The 15,453-nt window shown below is 71.6% G+C and carries 16 protein-coding genes; 4 read left to right on the top strand and 12 right to left on the bottom strand.

Annotation, left to right across the window (positions count from 1 at the left end; translation table 11 throughout):
* Positions 1–35 precede the first annotated feature (35 nt).
* Positions 36–479, top strand: coding sequence for a MarR family winged helix-turn-helix transcriptional regulator (locus tag FHX33_RS08815; RefSeq protein WP_021758290.1), 444 nt, complete (start codon positions 36–38; stop codon positions 477–479).
* A 29-nt stretch (positions 480–508) separates the two neighbouring features.
* Positions 509–1,093, top strand: coding sequence for an IMPACT family protein (locus FHX33_RS08820; protein WP_021758291.1), 585 nt, complete (start codon positions 509–511; stop codon positions 1,091–1,093).
* Positions 1,094–1,167: 74 nt separating this feature from the next.
* Here the strand turns inward: FHX33_RS08820 and FHX33_RS08825 are convergent, their stop codons facing one another.
* The 12 genes from FHX33_RS08825 to FHX33_RS08880 form a co-directional block, all read right to left on the bottom strand.
* Complete coding sequence (locus tag FHX33_RS08825; protein WP_021758292.1) at positions 1,168–2,571, bottom strand: NAD(P)/FAD-dependent oxidoreductase; 1,404 nt, start codon at positions 2,569–2,571, stop codon at positions 1,168–1,170.
* A gap of 39 nt (positions 2,572–2,610) precedes the next feature.
* Complete coding sequence (locus tag FHX33_RS08830; RefSeq protein ID WP_221209337.1) at positions 2,611–3,939, bottom strand: S8 family serine peptidase; 1,329 nt, start codon at positions 3,937–3,939, stop codon at positions 2,611–2,613.
* Positions 3,936–4,451 (bottom strand): DUF501 domain-containing protein, encoded by a 516-nt coding sequence (locus FHX33_RS08835; protein WP_021762361.1) that lies wholly within the window; start codon positions 4,449–4,451, stop codon positions 3,936–3,938. The genes FHX33_RS08830 and FHX33_RS08835 overlap by 4 nt, the downstream gene beginning before the upstream one ends.
* 10 nt (positions 4,452–4,461) lie before the next feature.
* A complete protein-coding gene (locus FHX33_RS08840; protein WP_021762362.1) occupies positions 4,462–5,109 on the bottom strand; it encodes an FtsB family cell division protein in 648 nt (215 codons plus the stop codon).
* A gap of 253 nt (positions 5,110–5,362) precedes the next feature.
* Complete coding sequence (gene eno, locus FHX33_RS08845) at positions 5,363–6,643, bottom strand: phosphopyruvate hydratase (protein WP_021762363.1); 1,281 nt, start codon at positions 6,641–6,643, stop codon at positions 5,363–5,365.
* 127 nt (positions 6,644–6,770) lie between these two features.
* Positions 6,771–7,361, bottom strand: a complete 591-nt coding sequence (locus tag FHX33_RS08850; protein ID WP_021762364.1) for a DUF1349 domain-containing protein — start codon at positions 7,359–7,361, stop codon at positions 6,771–6,773.
* Positions 7,358–8,650 (bottom strand): histidine--tRNA ligase, encoded by a 1,293-nt coding sequence (gene hisS, locus FHX33_RS08855; RefSeq protein ID WP_039921718.1) that lies wholly within the window; start codon positions 8,648–8,650, stop codon positions 7,358–7,360. The genes FHX33_RS08850 and hisS overlap by 4 nt, the downstream gene beginning before the upstream one ends.
* 343 nt (positions 8,651–8,993) lie before the next feature.
* Positions 8,994–9,794 (bottom strand): ABC transporter ATP-binding protein, encoded by an 801-nt coding sequence (locus FHX33_RS08860; RefSeq protein WP_021762366.1) that lies wholly within the window; start codon positions 9,792–9,794, stop codon positions 8,994–8,996.
* Position 9,795: 1 nt separating this feature from the next.
* Positions 9,796–10,818, bottom strand: coding sequence for an iron chelate uptake ABC transporter family permease subunit (locus FHX33_RS08865; RefSeq protein WP_183428355.1), 1,023 nt, complete (start codon positions 10,816–10,818; stop codon positions 9,796–9,798).
* The gene (locus tag FHX33_RS08870) at positions 10,815–11,876 is read right to left on the bottom strand and encodes a FecCD family ABC transporter permease (protein ID WP_183428356.1); all 1,062 of its coding nucleotides are present in this window, start codon (positions 11,874–11,876) and stop codon (positions 10,815–10,817) included. The genes FHX33_RS08865 and FHX33_RS08870 overlap by 4 nt, the downstream gene beginning before the upstream one ends.
* Positions 11,877–11,880: 4 nt before the next feature.
* Entirely contained in the window at positions 11,881–12,936 is a 1,056-nt protein-coding gene (locus tag FHX33_RS08875) for an iron-siderophore ABC transporter substrate-binding protein (protein ID WP_021763147.1), read from the bottom strand.
* Between the two features lie 97 nt (positions 12,937–13,033).
* The gene (locus FHX33_RS08880) at positions 13,034–13,696 is read right to left on the bottom strand and encodes a nucleoside triphosphate pyrophosphohydrolase (protein WP_021763146.1); all 663 of its coding nucleotides are present in this window, start codon (positions 13,694–13,696) and stop codon (positions 13,034–13,036) included.
* A 61-nt stretch (positions 13,697–13,757) separates the two neighbouring features.
* Here FHX33_RS08880 and FHX33_RS08885 point away from each other — a divergent pair, with 61 nt between their 5' ends.
* Both FHX33_RS08885 and FHX33_RS08890 read left to right on the top strand, forming a co-directional pair.
* Entirely contained in the window at positions 13,758–14,126 is a 369-nt protein-coding gene (locus tag FHX33_RS08885; protein WP_183428357.1) for a VOC family protein, read from the top strand.
* 104 nt (positions 14,127–14,230) lie between these two features.
* On the top strand, positions 14,231–15,376 hold the full coding sequence (locus FHX33_RS08890; protein ID WP_021758101.1) for a Na+/H+ antiporter NhaA: 1,146 nt from the start codon (positions 14,231–14,233) through the stop codon (positions 15,374–15,376).
* Positions 15,377–15,453: the final 77 nt, after the last annotated feature.

Consider the following 15,453-nt stretch of genomic DNA (forward strand, 5'->3'; position numbering starts at 1 on the left):
CGTGTTAACTATTTCTTTAGGTATACTAAAGACTTATGCAGGCAGACGCAACCGGCACCGACGCTCTCCGGGATCTCGACGAGAAGCTCACCCGGGCGGTCGCCCGGATCTACCGGAGGTTCCGCACCGAACGCGCGAACGGCGAACTCGGCGACGCGGCGATGTCCGCCCTCAGCCACCTCCATCGCTCGGGCCCGACCTCCCTCGGCGGTCTGAGCGAGAACGATCGCGTCACCCCGGCCTCCATGAGCCAGACGGTGAATCGTCTCGTCTCGCTCGGCCTCGCGGTGCGCACGCCGGACCCGGAGGACGGCCGCCGCGTGCTGTTCGCGCTGACCGAGCAGGGGCGGACGCTCGCCGCGGTTGCGCGCGAGGAGCGGCACCGATGGTTCCGCGAGCGCCTGGCCGCCCTCACGGACGAGGAGCGGGACGTGCTGCGCCGCGCAGCCGACCTCCTCGGCGGCATCGCCGAGGACTGACGCCCGGCCCCATCCCGTAGCGTGGAGGCATGCCGCACACGCTCGCCGCTCCCGCCCAGGCGGAGCTGGAGGTGCGCCGCAGCCGGTTCCTCGCCGTCGCCCTGCCGGTGTCCGGCCGGGAGGAGGCGACCGAGCAGATCGCGCGCCTGCGGGCGGAGCACCCCGGCGCGAACCACGTCTGCTGGGCGCTGCTGGCCGGCGGTCACTCCGGGATGTCGGACGACGGTGAGCCGAGCGGCACGGCGGGCCGCCCCATCCTCGAGGTGCTGCGGCACCACGACCTCGAGGACGTGCTCGGCGCGGTCGTCCGGTACTTCGGCGGGGTCAAACTCGGGGCGGGTGGACTCGTCCGCGCCTACACCGACGCCATCGCCACCGCGCTCCTCGACGCCGAGGTGATCGAGCGCATCCCGGAGACCACGCTCGCCGTGACCGCCAACTACGCGGACGCCGAGCGCATCCGGCGCTGGGCGGACGGTGAAGGTTTCACCGTGCCCGACGCGGCGTACGGCGAATCGGTGCGCCTCACGCTCGTGCTGCCGGAGGCGCGGTGCACCGAGGCCGTCGACACGATCCGCGACCTCACGGGCGGACGCGCGCATCCCGAAGATTGAACTCCCTCCCGCCAACGCCGAAGGCCCGGCCCCGCACCTGCGGGAACCGGGCCTTCGAGACGAAACGGGTCGCGTTACTTCGCGGCGACCTCGGCCGGCTCCTTGGCAGACGGCTTCTTCTCCGGAGCCTTCGCGGGCTCGGCAGGAGCCTCGACGGCCGGCTTCGGGCGGGAGGCGAACTCCTCGAAGACCGCACGCGGGGTCTGCACGGCCTCGAGCGACACGATGTCGCGGCCGAGCCAGAAGTTGTTCCACCAGCCCCAGATGACGCGCCACTTGCGCTCCCAGCTCGGCATGGCGAGACCGTGGTAACCACGGTGCGCGAGCCAGCCCAGGACGCCCTTGAACGCGAGCTTGCCGGACTGGAGCACGCCGATGCCGAGACCGAGGCCGGCGACGGCGCCCAGGCTCTTGTGGACGTACTGGCGCGGGAGCTCGCCGCGGAGGTCCGCGACGATGTTCTTCGCGAGCAGCTTGCCCTGGCGGACGGCGTGCTGCGCGTTCGGCACGCAGTAGCCGCCGACGCCCGCACCGGTCAGGTCCGGGACGGCCGAGACATCCCCGGCGCCCCAGGCGTCCTTGATGATCTCCTCGTCGGTGCCGACGCGCAGGTCCGCACGGACGCGCAGACGGCCGCGCTCCTCGATCGGGAGGTCGGTGTGACGCACCACGGTCGGGTTCGCCATGACACCGGCGGTCCAGACGATGAGGTCGGTCTCGAACGACTCGCCGGTCGAGAGCTGGATGACGCCGTCGACCGCGCTGGTGAGCTGCGTGTCGAGGTGGATCTCCGCGCCGCGCTCGGCGAGGTTCTTGATGACCCAGTGGCTGGTGGGGAGGCTGACCTCCGGCATGATCCGGCCCATGGCCTCGATCAGGTGGAAGTGCGTGTCCTCGAAGGACAGCTCCGGGTACTTCTTCAGCAGCGCGCTGGCGAACGAGCGCAGCTCGGCGAAGATCTCGATGCCGGCGAAGCCGCCGCCGACCACCACGGTGGTGAGCAGGCGGTCGCGCTCGGGGCCGGCCGGGAGGCTCGCGGCCTTGTCGAAGTTCGTGAGCATCGTGTCGCGGATGTACACGGCCTCTTCGATGGTCTTGAGGCCGACGGCCTGGTCGGCGACACCCGGGATCGGGAACGTGCGCGACACGGCACCGGCCGTGACCACGACGACGTCGTACGCGAACTCGTACGCCTCGCCGACGGGCGGCTGGATGGTGGCGGTCTTCTTCGCGTGGTCGATGTACGTGACCTTCGCGGTGATGACGTTCGTGCTCTTCAGGTGGCGGCGGTGCGCGACCACGGCGTGACGCGGCTCGATGGAGCCTGCCGCGACCTCGGGGAGGAAGGGCTGGTACGTCATGTAGGGCAGCGGGTCGACCATGGTGACCTCGGCTTCACCCTTGCGCAGCTGCTTCTCGAGCTTCCACGCCGTGTAGAAACCGGCGTAGCCTCCGCCGACGATCAGGATTTTGGGCACAGTGATGCGTCTCCTCAACACGAAACAATGGGTGTTAATCTACCCCCTGCGCACCCTTCGCCTGAAATGCAGCCACGCGCCCACGCCGCCGAGAGCGGCGAGGGCCACGAAACCCGTGATCAATGCGAACGGAATCCAGAAGGTGGTGAGGACGCTCCATTGCGGCCAAAAGAACCGCGTCCATTCTACCGCGCGTTCGGGAGTCAGCTTCGCCGGGGCCGGAATCGCCTGCGGATCACTGGTCGGAGCGGGGGTCGCCGTCGTCTCGGCGCGACGGTGCACGCGGATCCACTCGCTCAGATCGCCCATCGGATTCGCGGTCACGTGCGGGACCGACGCGGTCACCGCGGCGGCCGCATCCAGCAGCCCGAACCCGTAGATCGGGCTCGGGACGCTCCCGCCGGCCGGGCGCGCCGTCTTGATGATCCGCTCGATGACGTCGGCGGCCTTCAGCTCGGGATGAGCGGCCCGCACGAGCGCGACCGCGCCGGAGACCAGGGGCGCAGCGCCGCTCGTGCCCTCCCACTGCACATACCCGCCGCCGGGATTCGCGCCGACCAGCTGCTCGCTGGGGGCGGAGACGCCGATCGTGATCCCCTGCGACGACGCGTCGAAGCTCGCCTGCCCCTGCCGGTCAACGCCCGCCACCGTGAGGACGCCCGGGATGGTGGCAGGCGCGCCGACCTCGGTCGTCCCGCTCCCCCGGTTGCCGGCCGCCGCGACGATCACGACGTCGTGCTGGAACGCGTACTGGAACGCGTCGTCCCAGCTGGTGGGCCAGTCGAGGGTGTTGCGGGTGAGGGACATGTTGATCACGGTGGCGCCGTTGTCCACGGCCCAGTGGATGGCCTGGGCGATCTGCTCGTCGCTGCCGATCGGTCCCATCGCCTTGCCGAGCGCCACCGACGCCGGCAGGATCGTCGCCTCGGGCGCCGCCCCGAGGACGCCGTTGCCGTCTCCCGTGCCGCGGCCCGCGAGCAGCGAGGCCACCCACGTGCCGTGGTTGGCGGCGTCGCCGTCGCCGAGCGGCTTCTGGCCGTTCGCGGCGCCGACGCCGGAGACGTCCGTCCCGGCTCCGAGCGCACCGGCCAGGTCGGGGACGCTGCCGTCGACGCCCGTGTCGATCACGGCGACCTTCACCCCGGCGCCGCGCGTGGTCTGCCAGGCGGTGGTGAAGCCGTAGTCGGTGAGCCAGTACTCGAGGTCGCGCACCTGGTCGGCCTGCGCGGGTGCGGGGGCGACCAGGGTGAGGGCCAGTGCGGCGGCGATCACCGCGGCAGAGCGGCGCACGCGGACGGCCGTGCCCATCCCTGTGCCGCGTCGCGCCCCTCCCCGGCGCCCGTGGCCTCCCCCCTGGCCTGCGCTCATTCCGTCACGTCGACCTGGCACTCGCAGACCTCGGGCGACCAGTCGCCGCGCGCGAGCGCGAGGTCCCCGATGGGGTTCACGCCGGGGCCGGCCGCGAGCGCGTGCGCGGCGAGCGCGTGGAGGCACTTCACGCGGGTCGGCATGCCGCCCGACGAGATGCCCGCGATCTCCTCGACGACGCCGATCGACTCCCGGTCGGCGAGGAACTGCTCGTGCGCCGCGGCGTACCGGGCGCGCAGCTCCTCGTCCTCGGCCAGGAGGTCGTTGTACTCGTTCATCACCTGCGTCGCCTCGAGCGTCGACATCGCCGCCGTCGCCGCCGGGTGGGTGAGGTAGTAGAAGGTCGGGAACGGCGTGCCGTCGGCGAGGCGCGGCGCGGTCGACACGACGGTGGGGCGTCCGCAGACGCAACGCGCGGCGATGCCGACGACATCGCGGGCCGGCCGGCCGAGCTGGCGGCTGACGGTGGCGATGTCCTCGTCGGACACGGGGTCGAACGGCGGTCTGGTCATGGTGCGGTGCTCACTTGGTCGGGGTGGGTGTGGGGGCCGGGGTGCCGGTCTGGCCGCTCAGCTGCGCGGGGGTCGCCTCGGTGAGGCCCGCCCCCATGAACGAGCCGAACAGCGAGCCGGCCCAGTCGGTGTGCGTCTGCTGGATCTTGGAGCTCACCGGGGCATCGGTCGACGCGGCGGCCGGCGGGCGGTCGTCGATGACCAAGTAGCTGGTCTCGCCGGGCATCACGTAGTAGAGCCGGTCTCGGGCCTGTGCCCGGATGTAGCTCGGGTCGTTCCAGCGGGCGCGCTGCGCCTTCGCGGCGTCGACCTGGCTGTTCAGCGTGTCGACGACCGCCTGCTGGTCGGCGATCTGCGAACGCTGCTGCGCGAACGCCTGCAGCGTCGGCGCCAGGATCACGACGGCCAGCACCAGGATGCCCATCATGACGAGCGAGAACGCGGAGAAGTGGATGCCGCGCAGCCACCGCCCGGTGCCGCTGGGCGTCGACATCACCGGGGCGACCGTGTGCGTCGTGGGCTTCGGCGTGGAGGTGCGGGGCTGCTTCGCGCCGGACGGCTTCGCGTTCCGCGGCGCCTTCGTGGCCGGAGCCGTCGCGGGTGCGGGGCGCTTCTCGGGCGCCGGGGCCGTGTTCGGGAGCGTGGGCCGCTTCGGCATGGCACCTCCCGGATGGACGGACGACACGGACGCGGGGCCTGCCGGCCCCTCATTCATCGTAGGCGATCACCCTCCCGCCACCTGTGAGCAACTCCCCAGTGAACGGTCCCGAGACGTGAGTCGTTGCGGGTATCGGGACTCTGATACCCGCAACGACTCACGTCTCGCGCACGGCACGTGCGCGACGCGTGGCGAAGCCGGACGCACGGAGGCCCCCGTCTCGCGACGGGGGCCTCCTGGTGCTGCGGGTGCGTTACGCGGTGAAGCGCGGGAAGGCGCTGCGGCCGGCGTAGACGGCGGCGTCGCCCAGCTCCTCCTCAATGCGGAGCAGCTGGTTGTACTTCGCGACGCGCTCGGAGCGGGCCGGGGCGCCGGTCTTGATCTGGCCGGCGTCGGTGGCGACGGCGAGATCGGCGATGGTGGTGTCCTCGGTCTCGCCGGAGCGGTGCGAGAGCACGGCGGTCATGCCGGAGCGCTGCGCGAGGGAGACGGCGTCGAGCGTCTCGGTCAGGGTGCCGATCTGGTTGACCTTGACGAGGATGCTGTTCGCGGCCTTCGCGGCGATGCCCTGGGCGAGGCGCTTCGGGTTGGTGACGAACAGGTCGTCGCCGACGAGCTGCAGCTTGGAGCCGATCTCGGCGTTCAGGTGTGCCCAGCCCTCCCAGTCGTCCTCGGCCAGCGGGTCCTCGATGGAGACCAGCGGGTAGGCGGCGGCGAGCTCGGCGTAGTAGGCCGACATCTGAGCCGCGGTGCGGTCCTGGCCCTCGAAGCGGTACACGCCGTTCTCGAAGAACTCGGTGGAGGCGACGTCGAGGCCGAGCGCGATGTCGGTGCCGACGGTGAAGCCGGCCTTCTCGATCGCCTCGGAGATCAGGTCGAGCGCGGCACGGTTGTGCTCGAGCTCGGGGGCGAAGCCGCCCTCGTCGCCGAGGCCGGTGTTGAGGCCCTTCGACTTCAGCAGCGACTTGAGCGAGTGGTAGGTCTCGACGCCCCAGCGGAGGGCCTCGGAGAACGTCTCCGCGCCGATCGGCAGGACCATGAACTCCTGGATGTCGACGCCGGTGTCGGCGTGCGCGCCACCGTTGATGATGTTCATCATCGGCACCGGGAGGACGTGCGCGTTCGGGCCGCCGACGTAGCGGAAGAGCGGCAGGTCGGCGGAGTCCGCGGCGGCCTTGGCGACCGCGAGGCTGACGCCGAGGATGGCGTTGGCGCCCAGGCGCTTCTTGTTGTCGGTGCCGTCGAGGTCGATCATGGCCTCGTCGACGAGACGCTGGTCGCTGGCCTCGAAGCCCTCGATGGCCGGGCCGATCTCGTCGAGGACCGCGTCGACGGCCTTCTCGACGCCCTTGCCCAGGTAGCGGTCCTTGTCGCCGTCGCGAAGCTCGTAGGCCTCGAAGGCGCCGGTGGAGGCTCCGGACGGGACGGCGGCACGGCTGACGGTGCCGTCCTCCAGGAGCACCTCGACCTCGACGGTCGGGTTGCCGCGCGAATCCAGGATCTCGCGAGCGCCTACAGCTTCGATCTGAGCCACAACAGTCTCCTCAGTGGTAGTTCGTGGGTTTCACCGCAAGTCTAGTGAAGCCGGGTGAACAGCCCGTGCCCGGGGCAGGATGCTTGCGATGAATGGCGGGACCGCCGGAGGGCCGGCGACAGACCGTCTAGTGGAGGGACGGGTCGGCCGGGCCGATCGTCCACGACGTGAAGCGCACGACGAGACCGGAGCGGGTGGGCGCGCAGATCATCGGGCCGGCCGTGGCCGTGGCGCCGGGGTCGAGGTAGGCGACCCGGACGAGGCGGAACGGCTCCTCCCCCGACCGCGCCCGGATGGTGAGCGCGTCGCCGGACCGACTGACCCGCACGGTGATGGTCTCCCCGGACCATGCCGCGACCGGGGCGACCGACCAGTCCGAGAACCGATGCGTCACGACCGCGCCGAGCTGGAGGGCGCCGTCGGCGAACTCCACGCCCGCCTTGGTCCACTCCTCGTCCGAGACGCGCACGAAGAGCCCGGCCTGGTCGAACTCCTGGGAGAAGTCGCCGGTGAACGACACCTCCATCGCCGTCCCGGCTGGGAAGGGCGCGAGGAGGGCGTGCTCGGTGTCGTGGACGAAGCCGTACGACGTGGTGCGCCAGGCATCGCTCGACTCGACGGCGGTGACGACCAGGGCGTCACCATCGTGGTCCACGGCGGCGGGCGGCGTCGTCCAGTCCCCCTCGTTCCACGCGACGGGACGGGCGTCGTCGCTCATCCCAGCGGCTTGATCTCGAGCGCCGACGCGTCGACCGTGTCGGCGTTCACGAACGCGAAGGAGCGGTATCCCGAGGCCGCGGCCCGGTCGAGCACGCCCTTCAGGTTCTTCGCCCGCCGGTCGAGCCGCACCCGGCGCCCCTCGGCGACCAGTGCCGACTTGACCGCCATCAGCCGGTCGAGCGGCACGGTGGCGTCGTAGACGAGCACGACCGAGTCGGCGCCCTCGTCGTCGGGCAGCTCGATCAGGTCGACGACGCGCTCGAACCCGATCGAGAACCCGCACGCGGGCACGTCCGTGCCGAGGAAACGGCCGATCATGCCGTCGTAGCGTCCACCACCGCCGACGGAGCTGCCGGAGCCGGGGTGCGCGATCTCGAAGATCGTGCCGGTGTAGTAGCCCATCCCCCGCACCAGCGTGGGGTCGAAGCGCAGGCGCACGCCGTCCGGGAGGGTGTCGAGCGCGTGGGCCAGCGCCTCCAGGGCCGCGACGGCATCCGCGTCGACCCCCTTCGGCAGGATCTGCGAGATGGCGTCGACCGTGAGTTCGACGCCGCCGTCGGCCAGGTGGGGTTCAAGGCCCGCGAGGATGCCGCCGAGCACGGCGGCCGCGTCGGCACCGCCCTCGCTCAGCTCGGCGACGACGCCCTCTGCACCGATCTTGTCGAGCTTGTCGACCGAGATCAGCACCTGCGGCCAGCGCGACTCCTCGAAGCCGCAGTACTCGAGCAGGCCGTTCAGGATGCGGCGGTCGTTGATGCGGATCGTGCAGTTCTGCAGGCCCAGCGCGTCCAGCGTCGCGGCGGTCGCCGTGATCAGCTCCACCTCGGCCAGCTGGGAACCCTCGCCGATGATGTCGATGTCGCACTGGACGAACTGGCGGTACCGGCCCTTCTGCGGCCGCTCGGCGCGCCACACGGGGGCGATCTGGATCGAGCGGAACACCGGGGGGAGCTCGCCGCGGTGGGTCGCATAGAAGCGGGCGAGCGGCACGGTCAGGTCGAAGCGCAGGCCGAGGTCGCAGAGCGCGAGGGTGTCGCCGGACTCGAGCGCCGCGCGCAGGTCGTCGGCGCCGAGGCCGCGCTTGAGCACGCTGAAGGCGAGCTTCTCGTTGTCGCCGCCGAGACCCGAGTGGAGGCGGGACGCGTCCTCGACGACGGGCGTCTCGATCTCGTCGAACCCGTGGGAGGCGAAACTGCGGCGGATCACGCCCAGCGCATGCTCGCGGCGGGCCTTCTCGGCGGGGAGGAAGTCGCGCATGCCGCGGGGCGGGGTGATCGGTGAGGCCATGCCTCGATTCTTCCACGAGCGGCGGCGGGACACCTCCCGGGGGGATGGCCGCCCGAAGGGGCCCGGACGTAGACTCCAGGCGTTGCCACCCTGATGCCGCACCCGCGGTGCGACTCGGTGGTGTCCCGCTGGACCTGGCATGAGCCGCATCCGTCCGACCACGGTCGCGATGTTCGCTGCCAGACACGACGAGGCTGGCAACGCGTCCCCGCTCGCCGGTCGAGACCCAGGCCAGGAGTGGAGCCGATAGGCGCCCTCACCCGAGTGGCAGCCGGCGCAGGGCGGGACGCGCTGCCGGCTACGCCGACCCGTCGGGCCCGAGCGGCCTCACGCTCTCCCGGCGCTACGCGCGGTGGTGCCGCCCGAGCGGGACGACGAGCGGCGTCGCCGTCACGGGGTCGCTGGCGATGACCGACTCCACCCCGAACACGTCGCGCACGAGCCCCGCGGTCACGACCTCGGACGGATCCCCCGCGGCGACGATGGAGCCGTCGCGCATCGCGACCAGGTGGTCGGCGTAGCGGGCGGCGAGGTTGAGGTCGTGCAGCACCATGACGACCGTGGCACCGCGCGCCGCGTTCAGATCGAGCAGCAGGTCGAGCACGTCGATCTGGTGGCTGATGTCGAGGAAGGTCGTCGGCTCGTCGAGCAGCAGGATGTCGGTCTGCTGTGCGAGCGCCATCGCGATCCACACGCGCTGACGCTGGCCGCCCGAGAGCTCGTCGACGCTGCGGTCCGCCAGCTCGGTGATGCCCGTCGCGGCCATCGCCTCGCTCACCGCCGTGTCGTCGTCCGCCGTCCACCGGCGGAACCAGCCCTGGTGCGGGTACCGGCCGCGCGACACCAGGTCGGCCACGGTGATCCCGTCCGGCGCGACCGGGGTCTGCGGCAGCAGCCCGAGTCGGGTGGCGACCTGCTTCGTCGGCAGCGAGTGGATGTCGGCGCCGTCGAGCAGCACGGATCCACCCGCCGGTGCGAGCAGGCGCGAGAGGCCGCGCAGCAGGGTGGACTTGCCGCAGGCGTTGGGCCCGACGATGGCCGTCACCTTGCCGGGCGGGATGGTCAGGTCGAGGCCCTCCACGACGACGCGGCCCTCGTACGAGAGGGTCAGGTCGCGGGCGACGAGCTCGTGTGCAACGGTCATCTCAGCCTCCTCGGCCGATTCGGTTGGTCCTGGTGAGGAGCCACAGCAGATACGGGGCGCCGACGATCCCGGTCACGACGCCGACGGGGAACACGACGCCGGGCACGGCGAACTGGGCGACGATGTCCGAGAGCAGGAGCACGAGGGCGCCGACCAGCGCGGACGAGACGAGGGCGAGGGACCCGCGGCCGACCAGGCGGCGGGCGATCGGCGCCGCGAGGAAGGCCACGAAGCTGATCGGGCCGGCGACGGAGACGGCGACCGCGGCGAGCGCGACCGCCACCGCGACGACGAGCAGGCGGGTGCGTTCGGCCCGCACGCCGATGCCGGCCGCGGTGTCGTCGCCCAGGCCGAGCGCGGCCAGCGGCCTCCCGAGCAGCAGGGCGCACGGGAGGAGGACGACGGCTCCGACGGCGAGGACGGCGAGGGAGACGCCGCCGACGGTGTTGAGGCTTCCCGTGATCCAGACCAGCGCGCTCTGGACGTCGCTGAGGTCGGCCTTGGTGAGGACGTAGGAGACGACGCCGGAGGCGATCGCGGCGACGCCGATTCCGACGAGCACGAACCGGTACCCGCTCACGCCGCGGCGCCAGGCGAGCGCGTAGATCAGGCCGGCGGCCAGGAGGGTGCCGACGAGGACGACGCCGGAGAGCGCGAGCCCGGTGAGGCCGAACCACACGAGCGCGACGGATCCGACGGCGCTCGCGCTGGCGGTGATGCCGATGATGTCGGGGCTCGCGAGCGGGTTGCGCGCCACGGACTGGATCAGCGCGCCCGACACGCCCAGACAGGCCCCGACCAGCGCGGCGGCGAGCAGGCGCGGGAGGCGCAGGTCCAGGATGACGAAGGAGGTCAGCCGATCCGCCCGGCCGACGAGCGCGGCGAGCACGTCCTCCGGCGCGACGCCCGCATCCCCGAGAGTGAGGGAGACGGCGCCGACGACGAGCAGCAGCGCGCCCAGGATCACGGCGACGCGGGTGGCGCGACCGGCGCGGCGGCGCCGGTCGACGGTGACCGCGCTCACAGGCTGACCAGCTTGCGCCGGCGCACGAGGGCGATGAAGAGCGGGGCGCCGACGAAGGCCATCACGACGCCGACCTGCAGCTCGCCCGGCATCGCGACGACGCGGCCGATGATGTCGCACGCCAGCAGGAGGGTCGGCGCGACGACGGCGGAGAAGGCGAGGATCCAGCGGTAGTCGCCGCCCACCGCCCAGCGGGCGATGTGCGGCACGACGAGGCCGACGAAGGCGATCGGACCGACCGCCGCGGTGGCCGAGCCGCACAGGAGCACGATGGCGACGGCGCTGACCCCGCGCGCCACCCCGACGCGCTGGCCGAGACCCCGGGCGACGTCGTCGCCGAGCGCGAGCCCGTTGAGCACGCGGCCGAGTCCCAGCGCGATGACGGCGCCGACCACGAGCGTGGGCAGCACCTGCCAGAAGACGTCGAAGGTGCGGCCGGCCAGGGCGCCGACCTGCCAGAAGCGCATGGCGTCGAGCGAGACGCGGCTCGTGAGCAGCACCGCGGTGATCAGCGAGCCGAGGGCCGCCGACACTGCGGCTCCCGCGATCGCGAGCTTGATCGGAGTCGCGCCTTCGCGTCCCGCCGACGACACCGCGTAAACGAGCGCGGACGCCAGCGCCGCGCCCGCGAAGGCGAACCAGACGTAGCCGGAGGCACTGGTCACGCCGAGGTACGCAATCGCCACCACGACGGCGAGGGAGGCGCCGAAGTTGACGCCCAGGATGCCGGGGTCCGCGAGCGGGTTGCGCGAGAGCCCTTGCATCACCGTGCCGGAGAGGCCGAGGGCGAGACCGGCGGCGAGACCGAGCAGGGTGCGCGGCAGGCGGCTCCCGATCACGACGAGGTGCTCCGGGTCCCCCGGCCGGTAGTGGAACAGCGCGTCGAGCACATCCGCCGGTGCGATCGTGCGCGCACCGACCATGAGGCTCAGCACGCTCACCGCGACCAGGGCGACCGCGGCGACGGCGAAGCCCACGAGCAGACGCCGACGGCGCCGGCCGTGCGAGGAGATCCCCTCGGCACGACCGGCGCTGGGAGCGATGACGCTCGTGGGCATCCGCCTACTTGACCTTGTCGGCGGCGGCGGCCAGCTGCGGCACGTACTTGTCGAGCATCCACGGGATGGCGAGGACGCTGGGCGCACTGGTGGCGGCGACGAACGACTCGCCGACGATGGGCGCGAAGCGACCTTCCTTGATCGTGGGCATCGCGGCGACCAGCGGGTCGGCCGTGAAGGCGTCGACGGAGGACTGCTTGTCGAAGTACATCACCAGCAGGTCGGTGTCGATCTTGGAGAGGTTCTCGTAGCTGAGCTGGAAGAAGAAGCTGCCGTCGTCCTTGGTGGTGTCCAGCCCGGCGATGCTCGGCGAGTTCTTCAGGCCGAGCTCGTTGAGCAGCTGCACGCGCGGGTCCTCGGCGCGGTACACGTTGAGCACGCCCGGCTCGTTGGCCGCGGCGTAGAAGAACGTCTTGTCCTTCAGCACCGGGTACTTCGCGGCGAGCGCCGAGACGTTCTCCTTCGTCTTCGTGACGAGGGCGTCCGCCTTGTCGGAAAGGCCGAGCGCCTTGCCGACGATCGCGGTCTGGTCCTGCCAGCTGGTCGCCCACGGCTTGTCCGGGTACGCGACCACGGGGGCGATCTTGCTGAGCGTGTCGAACTCGGTCTGGGTCAGGCCGGAGTATGGCGCCAGGATCACGTCGGGCTTGGCCTTCACGAACGCCTCGAACGGCACCTCGCCGGTGTCGGAGGCGATGATCTGCGGGGTCTTGCCCTTCAGCTCCTTGATCTTGTCGGCATCCCACGGCAGCACGCCGTCCTTGTCGCCGCCGTAGGTGAACGCGGGCATCGCGACCGGCACGATGCCGAGCGCGAGCACCACATCCTGCGCACCCCAGCCCCAGGTCGCGACGCGCTCCGGCTTGGAGTCGATCGTCGTCTTGCCCAGCGCGCTGTCGATGGTGACCGGGAAGGCTCCCGCGTCGCTGCTGGACGCGCTCTCGTCAGCTGAGCTGCCGGCGCTGCAGCCGGTGAGGACGAGGGCGGCGGAGGCGACGACGGCCGAGGCGATCAGGGCGACACGCGACCGGCGACGGCCGCGGCGAGCGGTTTCGAGCATGGCTCTCCTGGGTTGGGAGGGGTGGAAGGCGTGTCGAGCGACACATTAGGGAAGCCTAACCTAAGCATCCCGTGCCCACCACCCGAGCGGCCTCCGCTCAGGCGTCGAGCGCCTCCTGCTCGCGGATCTCGCCCTGCAGATCCCGCAGCGTCGACCGCAGCGCACGCTCGGCGTCGAGGCCCTGCGCCTTCGCCGACGCGACGATCGCCAGCAGCAGCGGACCGAGTTCGTCCTCGCTGCTCACGGGAACACCACCGCCCTCGGCGAGATCGATGAGCCCGACCTTCTGCGCACGGCCCAGCAGCTTGTCGGCCAGCGCCAGCGAGGGCATCGCCTGCGGGATGCCGTCGAGCACGCTCGTGCGGCCCGGCTTCTCGGCCTTCTTGAGGTCGTCCCAGAATCCGACGACATCGTCCGCCGTCTCCGCCGTGCGGTCGCCGCCGAACACGTGCGGGTGACGGCCGACCATCTTGGCCGTCATCTGGGCCGCGACATCCTGGAGGTCGAAGTCCTCGCCCGGGGTGTGCGCGGCGATGTCCGCGTGGAACAGCACCTGGTAGAGCACGTCGCCGAGCTCCTCGATCATGTCCTCGCGGGTGCCGTTCTCGATGGCCTCGACCAGCTCGTACGTCTCCTCGATGAGGTACTGGACGAGCGACTCGTGGGTCTGCTCGGCGTCCCACGGGCAGCCGCCGGGAGCGCGGAGCCGTGCCGTCACCGCGACGAGCTCGTCGAGTTTGCTGGGGGCCGTGTCGGTCATCGGTGCTCCTCCTCAGGACTCCCCCATCCTCTCACCGTCGCGCCCGGGCTACGCTGACCGCATGGCCAGTCGCATCGCCCGCGTCACCGTGTCCGTCACCGACCTCGCCGCCTCGCTCGCGCTGTACCGCGACGTGCTCGGCCTCGCCGAGCTCTACGCCGCCGACGACCTGACGATGCTGACGACCGACCCCGGTGACACGACCGGCACGGCGACGCAGGTGCTGCTGCACCGCCGCACGCCGACGCCCGGCGACGCCGGTGTCGCGGTCAGTTTCGCGGTGCCGGATGTCGACGCGGCGACGGAGGCCGCCGTCGCCGCCGGAGCCACCGTGCTCGACCCGCCGGCCGACCAGCCGTGGCGCGAGCGGCAGTCGGTGCTGCGCGACCGCGACGGCCACCTCCTCTGCCTCGTCGCGCCCCTCCGGTAGACTCGGACCCTGGTGTGCCGGGAAGTCTGGTCGGCGGGTGACGTGATCGCGTCACTCCTTCGCCCCACCCACCCCGCACCCGGTGCGAGAAGGGCCTCACCCCGATGAGCATCATCCGATCCGAACGCACCGCCGCCGGCCTCCTGCTCGGAGCCGCCGCCCTCGGCCTCCTGCTGGCGAACACCGCCGCCGGCCCCGCCCTGGTCGACCTCCAGCACGCGCATCTGGGCTTCGGCCCGGTCGACCTCAGCGTGGGCCACTGGATCAGCGACGGGCTCCTCGCCGTGTTCTTCTTCATCGTCGCGGTGGAGCTGAAGCACGAGCTGGTGGCCGGCGAGCTCAACTCGTTCGCGAAGGCGATCCATCCCGCGATCGCCGCCGTCGCGGGCGTCGCCGTGCCCGCCCTCGTCTATCTCGCGTTCAGCGCGGGCAGCGGGCTGGAGGCGGGCTGGCCCATCCCGACCGCCACCGACATCGCGTTCGCGCTCGGGGTGCTCGCCGTGTTCGGTCGAGGGCTGCCCAACCGGCTGCGCGTGTTCCTGCTGGCCCTCGCGGTGCTGGACGACCTGATCGCCATCCTGATCATCGCGGTCTTCTTCACCACCGACCCGAACATCCTGGAGCTCGTGCTCGCGGCCGTGACCGTGACGGCGTTCGGGCTGCTCAGCCGGATGCTGCGCGGCCGGATGCGCGGGCCCGTGGCGGTGCTGATGGTGCTGATCGCCGTGCTCACCTGGTGGCTGGTCTACGACTCCGGGGTGCACGCCACCATCGCGGGCGTCGCCCTCGGTCTCGTGATGGCCCGCCGACCCGCCGGCCGCGTCACGCACGCGCTGGAGCCGTGGTCGAACGGGCTGATCCTGCCGCTGTTCGCTTTCTCGGCGGCGCTGGTCGTCATCCCTTCGGTCGCGCCGTCGGAACTCTCCCCGGCCTTCTGGGGCATCCTGATCGCCCTGCCGGTCGGCAAGCTGATCGGCATCACGCTCGGCGGTTGGCTGGGCTCGTTCACGCGCAGCAGGGAGGAGCGGGCGCGCATCTCGCTGTTCGGGCTCGTGGCGATCGGCGCCCTCGGAGGGATCGGCTTCACGGTGTCCCTGCTGATGAACGAGCTGGCGTTCGCGGGCGACGACCTCGTGCGATCGGAGGGCACGCTGGCCGTGCTGCTCGGTTCCGGCGTCTCGATCGTGCTCGCCGGCATCCTGGTGTCGCTGCTCGCGCGCCGCTACCGCCGCCTCCACCCGCGCGCGTAGCGGAGGAGATCAGCCCTATAGGTCGGCCGGATCTCAGGGAATGGAGGAGATGTCGGGGAATCTGCTCGACATCTCCT

The sequence above is a fragment of the Leifsonia aquatica genome, assembly GCF_014190775.1.
Lineage (GTDB): Bacteria > Actinomycetota > Actinomycetes > Actinomycetales > Microbacteriaceae > Leifsonia > Leifsonia aquatica.

Excerpts from the sequence above, each read along its gene's own strand:
- FHX33_RS08815 (WP_021758290.1), top strand. The coding sequence starts at position 36 with ATGCAGGCAGACGCAACCGGCACCGACGCTCTCCGGGATCTCGACGAG.
- FHX33_RS08820 (WP_021758291.1), top strand. The coding sequence starts at position 509 with ATGCCGCACACGCTCGCCGCTCCCGCCCAGGCGGAGCTGGAGGTGCGC.
- FHX33_RS08830 (WP_221209337.1), bottom strand. The coding sequence starts at position 3,939 with ATGAGCGCAGGCCAGGGGGGAGGCCACGGGCGCCGGGGAGGGGCGCGA.
- FHX33_RS08835 (WP_021762361.1), bottom strand. The coding sequence starts at position 4,451 with ATGACCAGACCGCCGTTCGACCCCGTGTCCGACGAGGACATCGCCACC.
- FHX33_RS08840 (WP_021762362.1), bottom strand. The coding sequence starts at position 5,109 with ATGCCGAAGCGGCCCACGCTCCCGAACACGGCCCCGGCGCCCGAGAAG.
- FHX33_RS08850 (WP_021762364.1), bottom strand. The coding sequence starts at position 7,361 with ATGAGCGACGACGCCCGTCCCGTCGCGTGGAACGAGGGGGACTGGACG.
- hisS (WP_039921718.1), bottom strand. The coding sequence starts at position 8,650 with ATGGCCTCACCGATCACCCCGCCCCGCGGCATGCGCGACTTCCTCCCC.
- FHX33_RS08860 (WP_021762366.1), bottom strand. The coding sequence starts at position 9,794 with ATGACCGTTGCACACGAGCTCGTCGCCCGCGACCTGACCCTCTCGTAC.
- FHX33_RS08870 (WP_183428356.1), bottom strand. The coding sequence starts at position 11,876 with ATGCCCACGAGCGTCATCGCTCCCAGCGCCGGTCGTGCCGAGGGGATC.
- FHX33_RS08875 (WP_021763147.1), bottom strand. The coding sequence starts at position 12,936 with ATGCTCGAAACCGCTCGCCGCGGCCGTCGCCGGTCGCGTGTCGCCCTG.
- FHX33_RS08880 (WP_021763146.1), bottom strand. The coding sequence starts at position 13,696 with ATGACCGACACGGCCCCCAGCAAACTCGACGAGCTCGTCGCGGTGACG.
- FHX33_RS08885 (WP_183428357.1), top strand. The coding sequence starts at position 13,758 with ATGGCCAGTCGCATCGCCCGCGTCACCGTGTCCGTCACCGACCTCGCC.
- FHX33_RS08890 (WP_021758101.1), top strand. The coding sequence starts at position 14,231 with ATGAGCATCATCCGATCCGAACGCACCGCCGCCGGCCTCCTGCTCGGA.